Source organism: Streptomyces coerulescens, from assembly GCF_042657965.1.
Lineage (GTDB): Bacteria > Actinomycetota > Actinomycetes > Streptomycetales > Streptomycetaceae > Streptomyces > Streptomyces coerulescens.
Genome location: NZ_JBHSKM010000016.1, coordinates 35,512 through 53,005 on the forward strand (window position 1 = coordinate 35,512; position 17,494 = coordinate 53,005).

The following is a 17,494-nucleotide window of genomic DNA, read 5'->3' on the forward strand; positions in this document are numbered from 1 at the left end:
CGTTCCGCGGTGGCCTGGTGGCCTGGTGGCCTGGTGGCCTGGTGGCCTGGTGGTCTGGTGACGCGACGGTGGCGAGGGGGGAGGGCGGAGGGCGGGTGGCAGACGTGAGCCTGGGAGACGTGGGCCCCTGCCTCGGCGTACTCGGACCGGTGACCGCCTGGGACACGGACGGCGACATGATCGCCCTGAAGGGGCCGAGGCACCGTTCGGTGCTGGCCCGGCTGATCGTCGCCCGGGGCCGCGTCGTGCCCGTAGCGCATCTGGTCGACGACCTCTGGACCGACCCGCCCGCCGACCCCGTGGGCGCGCTGCGTACCTTCGTCGCCGCCCTGCGCCGTGCCCTCGAACCCGCCCGCCCGCCCCGCACCCCGGCCCGGCTGCTGGTCACCGAGGGCCCGGGCTACGCCCTGCGCGTCCCCACCGACGCGGTCGACGCCTGGCGGTTCGAGCGGGCTGTCACCGACGCCGCCGAGCTGCCGCCCGAGACGGCGACCGCGCGGCTGGACGAAGCGCTCGGCTGGTGGCGCGGGCCCGCCTACGCGGAGTTCGCGGAACAGCCGTGGACCCGGGCCGACGGCCGCCGCCTCACTGAGCTACGGCTGCTCGCCGAGGAACTACGAGCCGAGGCGCTGATGTCCCTCGGCGAGGCCGACCGGGCCGCCGTGGACCTTCGCGCACACGCTGCCGAGCACCCGTGGCGTGAGAACGCGTGGCGGTTGCTCGCCCTGGCCCTGTACCGCACGGGTCGCCAGGCCGACGCGCTGGAGGTGCTGCGCGGGGCACGCACCCTGCTCGCCGACCAACTCGGCATCGATCCCGGGCCCGGGCTGCGCGCCTTGGAGGAGGACATTCTTCGACAGGCCGACCATTTGGCTCGGGGTGAGCAGGGTCGTTGGGGAGCCCGACTTGGTCGGGGCGACCGGCTTGGTCGGGGCGACCGGCTTGGTCGGGGCGAGCGACTTGGTCGGGGCGACCGGCCTGGTCGGGGCGACCGGCTTGATCGGGGCGAGCGACTTGATCGGGGAGCCCGATTCGATCGGGGCGAGCGTCGTGCTTCGGGGGACCGACTTGGCCCTGGCGGCCGTGGTGCTTCGGGTGACCGACTTGGCCCTGGCGGCCGTCGTGCTCGTGGCGATCACCTTGCCGGGGCTGGTGATGACGTCCAGCCCGATGGCGTCGCTCGGGCTGACCGGGCTGACCGGGCTGCCGGGGCCGGTGACGCCGCCCAGGCCGATCGCCCCCCTCGGGCCGACGACCTTGCCCGGACCGGTGACCTCGCCCCAGCCGACCACGTTGCCCGAACCGGCGACGCCCCCGCACCTGCCAACCCCGCCGGCCGGGTCTGGGAGCAGGTCGCCGCCGCCTACGACCGCACCGTCGCCCCCGACGCCCGCGCCCGTCTGGAGTCCACGACCGGTCTGCTGCGCAACCTCGCGGTGACCGGCGGCAGCGGACTGCTGGCCGCCCGCGAGCACCGGGTCGCGGCCGTCGCCGCCGCCGAGGAGCTGGGCGACCCGGAACTGACCGCCCGGGTCATCGGCGCCTACGACGTCCCGGCGATCTGGACCCGCCTCGACGACCCGGAACAGGCGGCACAGGTCGTCGCCGCTGCCGAGCGCACACTGACCGCCCTCACCACCCTGTCCTCCGGGAAGCCGCCGATCTCGCCGGGCGACTCCGCCATGTCTGCGACTTCGCCGGGCAACTCCGCCGAGTCTGCGGATTCGCTGGGCGGCACGGCTAAATCTCCGACCTTGCCGGGCGGCTCCGCCAAGTCTGCGGATTCGCTGGGCGGCACGGCTAAATCTCCGATCTCGCTGGGCGGCTCCGCTAAGTCTGCGGATTCGCTGGGCGGCACGGCCAAATCTCCGACCTTGCCGGGCGGCTCCGCCAAGTCTGCGACTTCGCCGGGCAACTCCGCGAAATCCCCGACCTTGCCGGGCAACTCCGCCAAGTCCCCGACCTCGCCGAGGCACTCCACCACCCCCGGCGCCCACGACGTGGAAAGAGCCCGGCTGCTTGCCACGATCGCTCTGGAATCTCGTGGTACCCGGCTCGCTCGTGGTCCGCAGGCCGCGCGGCAGGCCGAGGAGATCGCGCGTCGGCTGGACGATCCGGCGCTGCTGGCGTTCGCCCTCAACGCCGGTTTCATGCAGTGCTTCGAACGCACCGGACTGGCGTCCCGTCGGGACGGGATCGGCGCCGAGTTGGTCGCGCTCTCCGCCCGCCACGGCCTGTCCACGTTCGAGACGCTCGGCCACCTGGTCCGCGTCCAGGCCCGCAGCGCGCTCGGGGACTTCACCACGGCCGACCACCACGCGGTCGCCGCCGATGCCCTGGCCGCACGGCACGAACAGCCCCTCGTCGGCGTGTTCACCCGCTGGTACGCGGCCCTGAGACTGGACGCCGGAGGCCGGGCACCGGTGACCGAGGTGGAGGCGGCCTACCGGAGCGCGGCCGCCCTGCTGAACGGGGCAGGCATGCCGGGCCTGGCCCACGGTCTGCTCCCGCTCGCGCTGCTGTGCCTGCGCCTGCGGCACTCCCTGCCGCTCGACGTCGACGTCGACGTACGGACGGACTGGGGGCCCTACGCTCCCTGGGTGCACCCCCTGCTCCTGCTCGAACGGGGCGGTCGTACCGAGGCCGCCCACGCCCTGAACGCCACGCCCGAACCACCGCGCGACCTCCTCCAGGAGGCCCTGTGGTGCCTCACCGCGCGGGCGGCGGTCTCTCTCGGCGACCGCCGGATCATGGCCCGCGCGCACGCCGCTCTCACTCCGGCGGCGGGCGAACTGGCAGGCGCGGGAAGTGGGTTGCTCACCCTGGGACCGGTCGCGGAGTACCTGGAGTCGTGTGCCGGCTAGCCCGGGACGTGGTCGTTCTCGGGCCCCCGGTGGGCCGCGTACCAGCCGAGGGCGCGCGCCATCGCCTTGTGAGGTGTGTGCGGAAGCAGCGGATCGAGGACCTCCCAGGTCCGGTCGACCATGCCCCGTGCTTCCTCGAGGCATGCCGTGAGAGCCCCGCAGGACATCAACAGCTCGGCGGCGTCCGCGACATCGGCCTCCGAGCGGACCTGGAGGGCCCGGTGCAGCCGGCGGCGGTCGGGTGCGTCGAGGAGGCCGATGGCGTGGGCCACCGGGTAGGTGACGGCCCCGTTGATCAGGTCCAGGGCGGGCGTACGGACGACGACGCCCTGTCGGTACGCAGCGGGCGTGGCCATGCCGTACAGGTCGGCGACGTCGTCGCTGATCTGGTAGGCCAGCCCGACGTTCTCGAAGTAGTCGCAGATCGCGGCGAGTTGGGCGACGTCGGCGCCGCCGAGGATGGCGGCGACCTCGGCGGTGCTGCGCACCAGCATCCCGGTCTTGAGGCGGTGGGTGGTGCGGATCTGCTCCAGCAGCGCGGTGGGGTCGCCGGACTCGATGGCCTCGTCGAAGGCGGAGTGATGCCCGGCGAGGTCGAGGGCCTGCCCCGCGTGAGCGGCCCGCATGGCCCGCAGATACAGCTGGTAGACGCGCAGCATGGTGGCCGCGTCGGCCTGCGGAACGCGCTGGAGCAGCGGGTCGAAGGTGTAGTAGCCGAGCGTGCCGGCGGTGATCGCGGCGGCGGTGCCGAACACTTCGTGGACGCTGGGCAGCCCGCGCCGGGTGGTCGAGCCGTCCTGGACGTCGTCGATGACCAGGGCCGAGGTGTGCAGGATCTCGGTGGCGGCGGTGAGCGGGCGGTAGGGCTCGGGGTCGGTGTCCAGCAGACACAGGACGCTGCCCGCGACGTAGGCGCGCCAGGATCGTCCGGGCTTGTTCAGCAGGTGCAGCACCGGCGCGGCGAGGGCCTGGTGGAGCCGGGCGTGGGCGGTGGCGTCGAGCCGTGTCCCGTCGTGCGTGCCCGCCAGGAGGTCGACGCCGGTGATGTCCGCAGCGGTGTCCGGATAGACGGCGGCGGCCTCGGCACGGGCGATGCCGTGCCCCCGGCGCATATAGCCCTCGATGTCGTCGATGGTGTTGTTCGGGATGGTCCGCAGCACGGCCGTGCCCGTGGCGGGCAGGCCGTCCATGGTGCCGCGCGCGGTGGCCGGGCTCTCCCAGAAGGCCCTGCCGACGATGAACGTACGGACCTCGTGGGGGGTTCGGGGTGCGGTGACGTCCAGATGCAGTTCGAGGTCCGGGACGCTCAGCCGTACCGCGGTCGGGTAGGTGTTGAGCGTGGCCAGCGAGGTCCAGTGGCGCAGCGGCTCCCAGGACATCGCGTGATGGCTGACGGCGCCGTCCGGGGCGACGGCGGTCGCGCGGGCGAGCACCGCCGAGTCGGTGTCGGGGGACTCGGGGAGCTGTGCGGTGGCGCTGATCTCCCAGCCGTTGTCGAGGTGCAGGCCCGCCCATGTCCAGGTGTGCGCCGCCGGGACCGGCGTCCGCGGACCGGAGTCGTGGCCGGTCCGCCGACCGTGCTGGAACCAGGCCTGGCCCGCCACCCGCTTCGTCGTGCCCTCGCCGGTACGCAAGGTCCCCCGCACGTCCAGCCGGGGCAGGAACAGCGACGCGAACCCGGCCGCGCCGTCTTCTCCCGCGGAGTCGCCCGCCGGCTCGGCCTCCGTGGCAGCCGGCTTCACCGGCGTCAGAAGCAGTTCGAAGTGCGTCTCCTCCCGAAAGGACAGACGGAAGGTCCCGTCGTCCTCGCGACGCAGACTCGCCACATCGCCCACGCGGAGGTCCAGTCCTTCGGGCGACGCGGTCACCGGCCCCCGCAGCAGCCGGTCGGGAAGCATCGGGCCCTGCGCCAGAGCCTCGGACAACGCCCTGCGGACCCGCGGGTCCAGCAGCTCGTCGGAGTCGATCGTGCGGCGCAGCGCCCGTAGCGCGGCCGGAGTGATCCAGGTGCCGCAGGAGTTGCCGTCCGGACCGCGGTGCAGGACGTACAGGCGGTAGCCGGGCTCGTCGGCCGGGTCGCCCGTGTCGCGGTGACGCAGCAGGCCGACCGCCCATGTGTGGTCCGCGCCGTCCTCGTCACGCAGATGTCCGGTCAGATACCAGCTCTCGGCACCGGCCGACGGGTGCGCGCCGCCGAAGTGCGGCGTGCCGGGGGGTGAATGCGGTGTCGGGGTGGAGGGCTGCCTCTGGGCGGAGGACGCGGGGGTGATCACCCCCGCACCCTAGAAGCCCGATACATGCCACTAGGTGACCAATGCGCAGATTCTCGCCTCATCGGATGAACCAGGGCACCGATCAGGAGCAACGCCGTCCCTGCGAAACCCTCGGCGACGTCAATGCACCCACAACGCCCCGCGGACACCCCCTCACCTGGACGATCGATCGCTTCGCCGGTGAACCGACCGACGAACCTCGTCGTCGTACAAGTGAATGATCGACAACGCTCCTGGCGGGTACCGTACGCCGACAGGGCGCGCCCGCGGGCCCTCGCCCCGTGCGACGAGGAAGGAAGCGCATGCCGACTCCCGGGCCCCGTACCGCCGTCACACTCCTGGACATCCTGCTGCACGCCGCCGAGGACACGCCCGGCCAGGTCGTCGTGCACGTCCGAGGAGACGGCACGGAGCACACCGTGACCTTCGCCGACCTGCGCGACGACGCACTGCGCGTGGCCGGCGGCCTGCACGCGGCGGGACTCGAACCCGGCACCCCCGTCCCTCTCCTCGCCGGACTCGGCGAGGATTTCCAGCCGATGTTCTGGGGAGCGCTCGCGGCAGGACTCGTGCCCGTACCGCTGGCGCCGGAGGCCCGACGCGCCGAACCGGTGTGGGAGTTCCTCGGCAGGCCCGCCGTCCTGGTGGACGACGCCACCGAAGACGTGCTCGCCGAGTTCCCGGGGCCGGTGCGAGCCCTGCGGCTGACCGAGTTGCGCACGGCACGCCCGCCGCGCGAGCTGCCGTCCCGGGCGCCCCACGACCTCGCGTTCCTCCAGTTCTCCTCCGGCAGCACCGGCGCCCCCAAGGGCGTCGAGCTCACCCACGAGGCGGTCCTCGCCAACCTCCGCCAGATCCGCACGGCCATGGCGGTCACGTCCGACGACGTGGTGGCGACCTGGATGCCGTACTTCCACGACATGGGCCTGATAGGCACCCACCTCGTCCCCATGGCGGCGGGCCTGAAGCAGATACGGCTCGAACCGCTGACCTTCGCCAAGCGTCCGGCCCTGTGGCTGGAGACTGTGGCGCGGCACCGGGCGACCCTGCTGTCGGCCGCGAACTTCGCGCTGGCGCTCGCGGTGCGGCGGGTGCCGGACGGCGTATGGGCCGGGCTGGACCTGACCTCCGTACGTCTGATGCTGGTGGGTGCCGAGCCCATCGCACCGCGCGTGTGGCGGGAGTTCACCGCGAAGGCCGGTGCGGCGGGGCTGGACGCCACGGCCATGCTGCCCGTGTACGGGCTGGCCGAGGCCACGCTCGCCGTGACCGTGCCCCCGCTGGGGGAGGTCGCCGCGCCCCTGCGACTGGACCGCGGGGCACTGAGCCGGGGGCGGGCGGTCCTCGCCCGGCCCGGCCCGGACGCCGTCGAGTTCATGGACGTGGGCCGAGCCGTACCGGAGTGCGAGATCCGGGTGACTGATGGTGCGGGCGGCCCGCTCGGCGACCGGCGGGTCGGTCATGTCGAGGTACGCGGACCGCAGGTGGCACGCGGCTATCACCGCACTCCCGAGGCGAGCGCGGCCGCCTTCCCCGACGGCTGGCTGCGCACCGGCGACCTCGGATTCCTGAACGACGGCCGCCTGTGTGTCACCGGCCGCCACAAGGACGTCGTCTTCGCCGGTGGCCGCACCTTCCACGCAGCCGACCTGGAGGAGACGACCGCCGCCACCCCTGGACTGCCGGAGGGAACGGTCGCCGCGATCGGGTCCCCCGACCCGGACACCGGCGGCGACCGGGTCGTGGTGTTCGTGCAATGGGCACGGCCCCGCCCGGCCACGGCACTTCCGGTGCTGGACGCGGCGACGGAGCGCATCCGGGAGACGCTGGGCCACGACGACGTACGGGTGCTGCCGCTGCCACCGGGCGCGTTTCCCCGCACGACGAGCGGCAAGCTGCGGCGCGCGCTGATGCGGGAGCGGTTCGAGGCGGGCGCCTATGCCGGGGTCGAGGAGCGGTTGGCGGCGGCGCGGGACAAGGCGGCGATCGGGCGGAAGGAAGCCGGGCCGCGTCGACGGTCCGCCGAGCGGCGTCCCCGGTCGTCCGAAGTGAGGCCGGAGGCGTCCGAGCCGCGCTCGCGGCGCGACGTCGAGGACACGATCCGGGAGATCTGGGCAAAGGCACTCGACCTGCCGGCGGCGGACATCGACCGGAGCGCACGCTTCTTCGCCCTCGGCGGCTCCTCGCTCAAGGCGATGGCGGTCCTCGCCGGGATCGAGGACGCCCTTTCCCTCACCGTGGAGCCCCGCGCGCTGCGTGACCACGACACCGTGGCCGGGCTGGCCGACCATGTGCTCGCCCAGCCGACCGCCCGTGACAGGCACTCGGGTGGCGCCGCGACGCGGTCCAGCGAGGGTCGCGCCGAGAACGGGCCGTTGGCCGTACTCGGCATGGCCTGCCGCTTCCCCGGCGCCGAAACACCGGAAGAATTCTGGGAGTTGCTGGTCGCCGGCCGGGACACGGTCACGGCCGTACCGGACGACCGCTGGGCGAACGGGCAGGGCAGCACCCCCGGCTTCCACGGCTCCTTCCTCCGCGAACCCGCGGAGTTCGACGCCGCCTTCTTCGGGATGGACGACGAGGAGGCCCGTGCCACCGACCCGCAGGCGCGGATCTTCCTGGAGCTGGCCCACGAAGCGCTGGAGCGCGCAGGGTACGCGGGAGCGCGCCGGACCGGCCGCAAGGTCGGCGTCTTCGCCGCCGTGGGAGACAGCGGATACCGCGAGATCCTCGCCGCGACCGCCGACGGCGACCTGACCGCCCATCCCGGTGCTCTCAACGGCAACCTGCCCAACCTGATCGCCGCCCGCCTCTCCCAGGCACTCGACCTCGACGGCCCCGCCCTGGCCGTGGACACCGCCTGCTCCTCCGCGCTCGTCGCGCTGCACCTGGCGCGGCGCAGTCTTCAGAGCGGCGAGTGCGATGTCGCCGTGGTCGGCGGTGTCCAGCTCGCCCTCACCCCGACCGGCCACCGTCTGCTCGCCCGCGCGGGCGCCCTCTCCCCGACGGGAGGCAGCCGCCCCTTCGGGGCCACCGCCGACGGGATCGTGCCCGGCGAGGGCGGCGCGGCCCTCGTCCTCGTCCGCCTGGACGACGCGCGGCGGGACGGCGATCCGGTCCTGGCGCTGGTCCGGGGGACGGCCGTCAACAACGACGGCCGCTCGCTCAGCCTGCTCGCCCCCAATCCGCGCACTCAGCGCGAGGTCATCACCCAGGCCTACGACGAGTGCGGCGTCGACCCCGACGCGGTGACGTACGTCGAGGCGCACGGAACCGGCACTCCGGTCGGCGACCCGGTAGAGGCTCAGTCGCTCGGCCATGCCTTCCCGCCCCGCACGGACGGTCCGCCACGCCTGCTCGGTTCGGTCAAGGCCAACCTCGGACACCTGCTCAACGCCGCCGGTATGCCGAGCCTGGTCAAGACGGTCCTCGCGCTCCAGCACCGGCGGATCCCGCCCACCCCGCACCCCGCCCCGACCGCTTCCTACCTGCAACGCGTCGCCCCCGGTTTCCGACTCGCCACCGAACAACAGGAATGGCAGGCCCCCGGACCCCTGGTCGCGGGCGTCAACGCCTTCGGCTTCGGCGGCACCAACGCCCACGCCGTCCTGGAAGAGGCACCGGCACGGACCACCGCCCCCGGGCCCGACTCCGACGGTCCGCACCTGCTCACGCTGTCCGCCCACAGCGCCGACGCCCTTCGCGCGGCCACCGCCGACCTGGCCGCGCATGTACGCCGGCACCCGGCGCTGCGGGAGTCGGACGTCTGCGCCACGGTGAACACCGCCCGCGACGACAGCCCTCACCGTCTCGCCGTCGTCGCCGACGGTGACCTCGCCGACCGCCTCCACGCCGTCCGAGCGGCCGACTTCACGGTCGCCAGGTCCCGTCCACGGACCGTGTTCCTGCTGCCCGGCCAGGGTGCCCAGCGGCCCGGGCAAGGCCGCGATCTGTACCGGTCGGCGCCGGTGTTCCGGGAGGTCATCGACGAGGCGTCGTCGCTGACCGGGCCGGTCCTCGGGCGTTCGCTCGCCGACTGGTGCCTCGATCCCCGGACGGACCCGAGGGAGCTGGCCAGGACGGAGGTCGCGCAGCCGCTGCTCGTCGCGTTCGGGGTGGGTCTGGCACGGCAGTTGGCGCGATGGGGCGTGCCGGCCGACGCGGTCGCCGGGCACAGTGTGGGCGAGATCGCGGCGGCCTGTGTCTCCGGCGCGTTGACCCTCGCCGAGGCGGTCGGATTCGCCGCGGAGCGTGGGCGGCTGGTGGGTGAACTGGCCCAGCCCGGCGCCATGGCCGCGGTGCGCGGCGACGAGGAAACCGTCGCCGAATTCCTCGGCTCGGTGAGCATCGCCGCCGTCAACGGGCCCGGACAGGTGGTGATCTCGGGCACCGAGGACGCCGTCGAGCAAGCCCTCGCGGAACTGACCCGACGCGCCGTGGCCACCCGCAGACTGCGTGTCTCGCATGCCTTCCACTCGCCACTGCTCGAACCGGTCCTCGATCCGCTGGGGGAGGCCGCGAAGGCGCTGACGGCCCGGCCGGGAGCCGTACCGATGCTGAGCACGGTCACCGGGGAGTGGCGGCCCGGCCTCACCCCCGCGTACTGGCAGGCGCACGCCGTCCGGCCCGTGCGGTTCGGGCCGGCCGTGGAACGGCTGCTCGACGAGGGCTACGACACGTTCCTCGAACTCGGTCCTGGCGACACTCTGGGCGGGGCGGTCCGTACGGTCGTCGGCGCGCGGGGTGGTGTGGACGCGACGGTGCTGTCCACAGGAGCCGCTTCCGGGACGGGGCGCGGCGCGGGCGACACGCGGGCCCTGCTGGAGGTGGCCGGGCGGCTGTGGGCACGGGGCGGGGCCTTGGACCGGACGGCCCTGGCCGCCACGGCATCGAGGGTGCCGGTGCCGACGTATCCCTTCGAGCGCACCCGTCACTGGCCGCGCAGGCCGGGCGCGGGGCCGTCGGTGTGCCGTCTCGACTGGCGGGACGCTCCGCTCACACCCGCCGAAGGGCCCCGAGTGGCGCGGCTCCTCGGCGGCGCCCCCGGGCTCCGGCGGGCGTTGTCCGAGCGGCTGGTCGAGCGTGGCGTGACCGTAGTGGCGGACGACTCCGGTACAGGGGAACTCCCGACGCAGGCTGACACGTTGGTGTGGCTGGGCGGCGAGGAGGCTGCAGGCGACGGCAGCCTGTCGGCCCTGGACGCCACGACCAAGACTGCCGTCACATCACTGCGCCACGTCCTCGACCTGCTCTCCGCCGGGTGCTCCCGCCTGCTGGTGGTCACCGAGGACGCGTACGCCATCGGTACGCCGACGGAACAGCCGAACCCTGCCCAAGCCCTCCTGCACGGCTTCACACTGGCGCTCCCCGAGGAACACCCGGGGCTGGCCGCCCGAGGCATCGATCTGTCCTCGGGCGAGGGACGCGCCACCCAAGTCGACGCCCTGGAAAGGGAGTTGTACACGGCCCACGAGCCGGGCGCGGAGACCTCCGTCGCCTGGCGCTCCGGACGCAGGCTCAGCCGTACGTCCAACGCCGTGGCGGACGGTTCGCCGGCATCCGATGAACTACCGCCGGACGGCACCTACTTGATCACCGGTGGCGCCGGCGGGCTCGGCTCGGCGCTGGCACTCGACCTGGCGGGTCGAGGTCCCTGCGAGCTGATCCTGACCGGACGTTCCGAGACCATGCCCGACGACCTGCTCGCTGAACTCCGTGCCCGAGGCGCACGGTCGGCCCGCTACCACGCGGCCGACGTGTCCGACGAAGCCGCCGTCGACACGCTGTTCGCGGGGCTGCCGTCGCTGGACGGCGTCTTCCACGCCGCCGGTACGGTCCGGCCCGGCACGCTCCGCTCCAAGTCCGACGGGGAGATCGAGCAGGTGCTCGCCGCGAAGGTGCGCGGCACGGTCCTGCTCGCGGAGGCACTGCGTCGGCACGGCCAGAAACCGGCCGTATGCGTCGCCTTCTCCTCCGTCTCGTCGGTCCGGCCCGGTCTCGCGGGCGCACTCGGCGACTACGCGGCCGCCAACGCCTTCCTGGACGCCTTCGCCTCCGCCGAGCGCGTATCGGGCCGGCCCTGGCAGTCGATCGGGTTCGGGCCCGTCTCCGACGCGGGACTGGCCGCCGGCTCACCGGTCGAGTCACGCCTGCGTGCCCGGGGCCTGAGCCCCATGACCACGCAGACCGCCGTCGCGGCCTTGCGGGCAGCCATGGCCATGGACGCGGCGCACCTGCTGGTGGCGCCGGCGGAGACGCCCGCGTCGCCTGCGCCCGCGAAGACGCCCGCGCAGGCCCAACCGCACTCCGACGCGGCCCTGGTGAGCCGAACCGTCGCCACCGCACACCACCCGACCGCCACCTCGCCCCATGCCGAAGGAACCCCGACCGACCACCCCACCCGCACGGCCGACCTCATACGCACCCTGCTGGCGGACGCTCTCCACCGCGTGCCCGAGGACATCGGGGACGACGAGCAGTTCCTCATCCTCGGCCTGGACTCGCTCACCGCCGTCGACCTCGCGCGCCGGCTGGAGACGGAGCTCGGGCTTCCGCTGCCCGCAACGCTGTTGTTCGAGCACCGGACGATCGGCGAACTGACCGCCTACCTGGACACCCAGAAGCCCGAGGCTGCCCCACGCACGCCGCTCCCGGTCCACCGCGCCCAGGACGGGAACGTCCCGCGCCCCCTCACCCCCCTCCAACTCGCCTTCCTCACCACCGAGGCGCTCTACGAAGGCGTCACCGCCTACGGCTACATACGCCAGACCATCCGCGGCGTCCTCGACCCCGCCCTCCTCGGCCGAGCCCTGTCCCACCTCGCCGCCCGCCACCCGATGCTGCGCCTGCGCCTCACCTCGCACGACACACCACCGCGCCAGTACACCGCCCCAGCCGAGCCCACCGACCGGGCTCCCCACTGGTACGAGGTGCTTGAGCCGACCGCCGACACCCCACCTCTGCCCGACCTCGAACAACGCCTGTACAACCGGCCCTTCGACCTCACCACCGAAGACCCGGTCCGCGCCCTCCTGATCCGTGACGGTCACGACCCGCACCTTGCCCACCTGCTGCTCGTCATCCACCACAGCGCGGCGGACGGATTCAGCCTGAAGCTCCTGTGCGAGGAGCTCTGGTCGCTGTACACGACACTCGCCCAGGGGGACGGACCCCTCGAACTCCCCGCCCCACGTACCGAGTTCGCCGACTATGCGGCTCACGCCGCCACCGTCCGTGAGTCCGCGGCCTTCGCCCGGGACCAGCGGTACTGGCGCGCCCGCATCGCCGAGCACACCACGGCGCACACCACCCCGGCCCTGCCGTACGACGGCGACCCGGAGGCCGTCCCGGCGCCGCCGCTCACCCACCACCAGTCGACCGTCGATGCCGCGCTCACCGCCGCGCTGCGCGAGACGGCGGCCCGGCACGAAGTCTCCCTCTTCCACCTGCTTCTCGCCGTGTACGGCCGCTGCCTGGCGCGTTGGGGCGGACGGCGTGCCGTCGCCGTGAACGTGGCACGTGCCCGCCGTGAGGCACCGCTGCCCGGCATCGAACGTCTCGTGGGCCCGCTCGCCGACACCCTGCCGGTCCTCTCCACCGTCGACCCGGACGAGCCCGTGACCGCGCTGGCCGGGCGGCTGCGGCACATCTGGCACGAGGCGGAGTCCCACGCGACGCTCACCAGTCCCGACATCGCCGCGCTGCTGCCCGCCACCGGTCCCGCACCCCGCACGGTCGCTCCGGCCGGGTTCAGCTTCGCCCGCTTCCCCGTGAGCCACGGCCACGACTGGCCGGTCACCGTGACCCCGACCGCGGCGGCCACCGCCTCCGCGGCGACCCGGCTGGGACTGCTGTGCTGGGAGTCGGACGACGCCCTGCACTTCTCCTGGAACCACCCCGCGAAGCTCTTCCGCCCCGAGACCGTCGAACGCCTCGCCGCGGAGTACGTACGGGAACTTCGAGCCGCCGCCGAGCAACCCGCCCCCGCCGAGGGGCGCGGCAGCGGCGCAGGCATCGTCGACCGTCTGTGCGCCCGATTCCGGGCGACACCTACGGCGATCGCGGTGAACACCGGCCACGGCACGCTCACCTATGCCGAACTCGACACCGCGTCCGCCGCCCTCGCGAACCGGCTGCACGCCAGTGGCGTCCGCCCCGGCGATCTCGTCGGCCTGCTCACGGAACCCGGAGCGGACACCGTCGTGGGCGTGGTGGGCATCCTCCGGGCGGGCGCCGGCTGGGTGCCCCTGGACGCGACCCATCCCGTGGCGCGCCTCCAGGGGCAGGTGAGCCGCACCGGCGTCACGGCGGTGGCCTGTCATGCCGCGACCCGCGAAACCGTCACCATGCTGGACGGCATCACCGCGGTCACCACGGACGACCGGCCCCCGGCCGCACCCCCGTCGAGCACACCGCCTCTTCCCGACCCGGACGCCATCGCCTACGTCATCTTCACCTCGGGTTCCACGGGCCGCCCCAAGGCGGTCCCGATCACCCACCGGTCCATGCTCACCTACCTCGACTGGTCACTGACCACGTTCGGCTACGGTCCCGGCGACCACCTCGTGCAGACCGCGTCCGTCTGCTTCGACGCCTCCGTACGCCAGTTGCTGGCACCACTCCTGGCCGGCGCCACCGTCCACACCCTCTCCCGTGACCTCCTGCGCGATCCCGAGGCCCTCCTCGACCGGCTCGTCAACGACCGCATCACGGTGTGGAGTTCGGTGCCCACCCTCTGGGAACGGCTGCTGACCGCCGCCGAGACCCGGGCCGGGCGGGACGGCACACCCCCGGACCTGTCGGCGCTGCGCTGGGTGCACGTCGGCGGCGAGGCACTGCCCGCCGCACATGTGCGCCGCTGGTTCGACCTGGTCGACGCGCTCGGGGGAGCGGAGCACCGGATCTCCAACCTGTACGGGCCCACCGAGTCCACCATCAACGCCACCTGCCACATCATCGACACCCGCCCCTCCGACGACGTACGCCAGTTGCCCATCGGCCGCCCCGTGGCCGGCACCGAACTGGCCGTGGTCTCCGCGGACGGCCGTCCCTGCGCTCCAGGCGAGGCCGGTGAACTGCTCATCGCCGGGATCGGACTGACACCGGGCTACCTCGGCGACCCGCAGCTCACCGCGGCGGCCTTCGTCGAACGTGACGGTCGCCGCTGGTACCGCAGCGGCGACCGGGTACGGCAGACCCCGGACGGCGTACTGGAGTTCCTCGGCCGTCTCGACGACCAGGTCAAGGTCCGCGGCCACCGAGTGGAACTCGGCGAGGTCGAGGCCGCGCTGCTCACCCACCCTGACATCCCCCGTGCCGCCGTACTGCTCGTCGACGGGCGACTCGTGGCCTACGTCGAACCCCGGCCCGGCGCCGCCGAACCGGACACGCGCACGCTACGCGCCTTCCTGTCCCGCGTACTGCCGCCGTACATGCTGCCCGGACGCGTCCGCACTCTCCCGGCGATGCCCCTGACCGGCACCGGGAAGATCGACCGCAACCGTCTGGCGGGCGACGCGGAGGCAACAGGGACGAGCACGGACACGGACGGCTCCGCCGTGGCCGGCGGTCACGACACACCACCCGGACCGGAACCCGAGCCCACAACCCCGCCGGCCACACCGACCGAGCAGCTGGTCGCGCGGATCTGGTCGGACCTCTTGGGTGTGTCCGACGTCTCCCGCGAGGACGACTTCTTCGCACTCGGCGGCGATTCCATCCTGGTCCTGGAACTCTTCGACCGTCTGCGCGAGGAACTCCCCTCGGTCCCACGCCCGACGACCGTCTACACCCAGCGCACACTCGCCGCCCTCGCGGCGGTCCTCGACACCACCACGCCGGATCCGGCCCCCACCCCGGCTCGGCAGGCCTCGGACCCGTACCCCCTCAGCCCTTCCCAGCGGGGCTTCCTGCTCGCCGACTCCCTCACTCCCGGGTCGGACTCCGGCTGGCTCGCCAGGTTCCGGCTGAGCGCGAACCTGCGCCCTGACGTCCTCCAGCGTGCGGTCGACGTGCTGATGGCCCGTCACCCCATGCTGCGCACCGTCTTCCCCGCCGGCGCCCGGCCGCCCGTGCAGCAGGAGCTGCCGGACTCGCTGCGCCTCCCCGTCGAGACGGAGAGGCTCGCGCACCCCGACCTCCTGGAGTCGCGGATCGCCGAGGAGGCGCGGCGCCGACTGGAGCCCTGGGCCTGGCCGTTGCTCCGCCTGCGCCTGTTCACCCTGGCGCCGACCGAGCACGTGCTGATCGTCCACGCCCACCACCTCATCGGCGACGGGTTCAGCGCAGCCCTGCTCACCCGGGAACTGCTCACCACCTACGACCGTCTCCTGCACGGTCTGCCGCACGGCCTGCCGCCGATCCACAGCACCTTCCGCGACCACGTCGCCCGATCCGCCGTACGAGAGCGCCCGCAGGGCCCCGAGGCGGAGGAGTACCGCGCCCGGCTCCGCGCGCCGTACACACCGCCCGCACTGCGACGTCCGACCACCGCGGAGCCGCACGCCGGGCCGGCGTTCCACACCGCGGGCTTCACCCTGGACTCCACCGCTACCACCGCACTGCGCCGACTCGCCCGCGCCGCGCACCGCACCTTGTACGCACCGCTGCTCACCGCGTACTACCGGGCCCTCGCGGAACTCACCGGCCGGCGGGACCTGATGCTCGGGCTGGCCGTCACCGGACGCGAGGACTCCACGGCGGACGCGCATAGGGTCTTCGGGCCGTTCGCGGAGGCGGTGGCGCTGCGCCCTGCCCGGCCCGTGGGCGACGGCACCCACACCTTCGACGACGACTTGCGGCGGCTGGCCGCGGAGGCGGATCTGGCACGGGCCGAAGGGCCCAGCGAGGTGCGCACGGCGGCCGGACTGCCGTGCCACGCCCAGTTCTTCTTCACCTTCCTCGACTTCACCTCACTCGGCACCGCGGAGAGCGGCGGCCTGTCCCTGCACGCCGACGAGTCCGACAACTCCCTCGCCCCGCCGCCGCTGGGCACCGATGTGTTCCTGGCCGTGCGCCCGGTGGGGGACGGGGAGGGGCTGCGCGTGACCGTGCGGGCGGCCGCGGACGCCCTCACGCCCGGTGAGGTGACCGGGTTCGCCGAGGGTATGCGGAGGCAGTTGAGGGATGCCGTGCGCGGCCCGCGCGGACCGCGGCGCACTCGCCTCGACGCCGCGCTCGTCGGGTACCTCCCCGCTCCCCACCATCTCGCCGCCCTGGCCGGACTGCCGTACGACACTCCCGGTCTCGGGCGTGAGCAGATCCGGGGGCTCCTCTTCCCGGACGGGCGGGCCCGTCTGCTGGAGGAGACCGGGACCCCGCTGGGCGACTCCGGCTTCGTCGCGCTCCCGCTCTTCGCCGACGAACTGGCACCGACCGGCGAGCTGGCGGCCCGCACCGCCCGCGCCGTCGAGCACGCCGCCTCTCTCGGCGCCCGCTGTGTCTCCCTCGCCGGCATGATCCCGTCCCTGACCGGCTACGGCTACGACGTGCTGCGGGAGACCACGACCGGCGCGGCGATCACCACCGGACACGCGTCGACCACCGTGGCGGTCGTGAAGACCGTCGGTGCCGCGCTCACGGCGAAGGACCACCGCCTCGACGCGGTCACCCTCGCCGTCGTCGGCTGCGGTTCGATCGGCGTCTCGTCGCTGCGGCTGCTGCTGGCGACATCGCCCCGTCCGCCGGCCCGGCTGCTGCTGTGCGACCTGCCGGGGAGCACCGTCCGGCTGGAAAAGCTGGCGGCGGAGCTGTCGGCCGAACATCCGGGGATGCCGGTCGAGGTCGTCGGGTCGGGACGGAAACTCCCGGCCGCCGTCTACGGGGCCGATGTGATCGTCACCGCCGTCAGCGGTGCGACGCGCCTTCTGGACGTCGCTCGACTGCGCCCCGGCACGATCGTGGTCGACGACTCCTTCCCGCACTGCTTCGACACCGCGGGCGCCCTGGACCGGATGGACCGGGACCGGGACGTCCTGGTCGTCGGTGGGGGTCTGCTGTCCCTCGGCGCCACCCGCACCCGGCTCGCCGAGGACCTGCCCGCCGTGGCGAGCGCGGGCTTCGCCCTGCGGCCCGGGATCCCGGGCACCCTGGCCTCCTGCCGACTGGAGTCACTGCTGCACGCCCACCTCGGCGCGTCCGGCCGGTCCCCGGGCGAACTGCCCCTGATCCACGGCCTCGTCGATCTGCCCCGCGCTCTCGCCCACTGGGACGCGGCCGAGGCGGCCGGGATCCGGCCCGCCCCGCTGCACCTGCTCGACCGCGTCGTCGGGCCGGGCGACGGACTGCCGCCCGGCCCGCCGGTGAGCGCAGGCCCGGCGCCGGACCCAGCCGGGTCGCGAGGTCGGTGAGGATCCGCGC

General features: G+C 73.7%; 3 protein-coding genes. 2 read left to right on the forward strand and 1 reads right to left on the reverse strand.

The window, feature by feature from the left end; all coding sequences use genetic code 11:
* Positions 1-176 precede the first annotated feature (176 nt).
* Complete coding sequence (locus ACFPQ9_RS21745) at positions 177-2,864, forward strand: AfsR/SARP family transcriptional regulator (RefSeq protein WP_380856268.1); 2,688 nt, start codon at positions 177-179, stop codon at positions 2,862-2,864.
* Here ACFPQ9_RS21745 and ACFPQ9_RS21750 read toward each other — a convergent pair.
* Positions 2,861-5,137: a polyprenyl synthetase family protein gene (locus ACFPQ9_RS21750; protein WP_380855526.1), complete on the reverse strand. Its 2,277-nt coding sequence runs from the start codon at positions 5,135-5,137 to the stop codon at positions 2,861-2,863. The two genes, ACFPQ9_RS21745 and ACFPQ9_RS21750, sit on opposite strands and share 4 nt — an antisense overlap.
* A gap of 302 nt (positions 5,138-5,439) precedes the next feature.
* On the opposite strand from ACFPQ9_RS21750, the gene ACFPQ9_RS21755 reads away from it, so the two are divergent.
* On the forward strand, positions 5,440-17,484 hold the full coding sequence (locus ACFPQ9_RS21755) for an amino acid adenylation domain-containing protein (RefSeq protein ID WP_380855529.1): 12,045 nt from the start codon (positions 5,440-5,442) through the stop codon (positions 17,482-17,484).
* The last annotated feature ends 10 nt before the right edge of the window (positions 17,485-17,494 follow it).

Coding starts and splice junctions, on each gene's coding strand:
- ACFPQ9_RS21745 (WP_380856268.1), top strand. CDS start 177: ATGATCGCCCTGAAGGGGCCGAGGCACCGTTCGGTGCTGGCCCGGCTG.
- ACFPQ9_RS21755 (WP_380855529.1), top strand. CDS start 5,440: ATGCCGACTCCCGGGCCCCGTACCGCCGTCACACTCCTGGACATCCTG.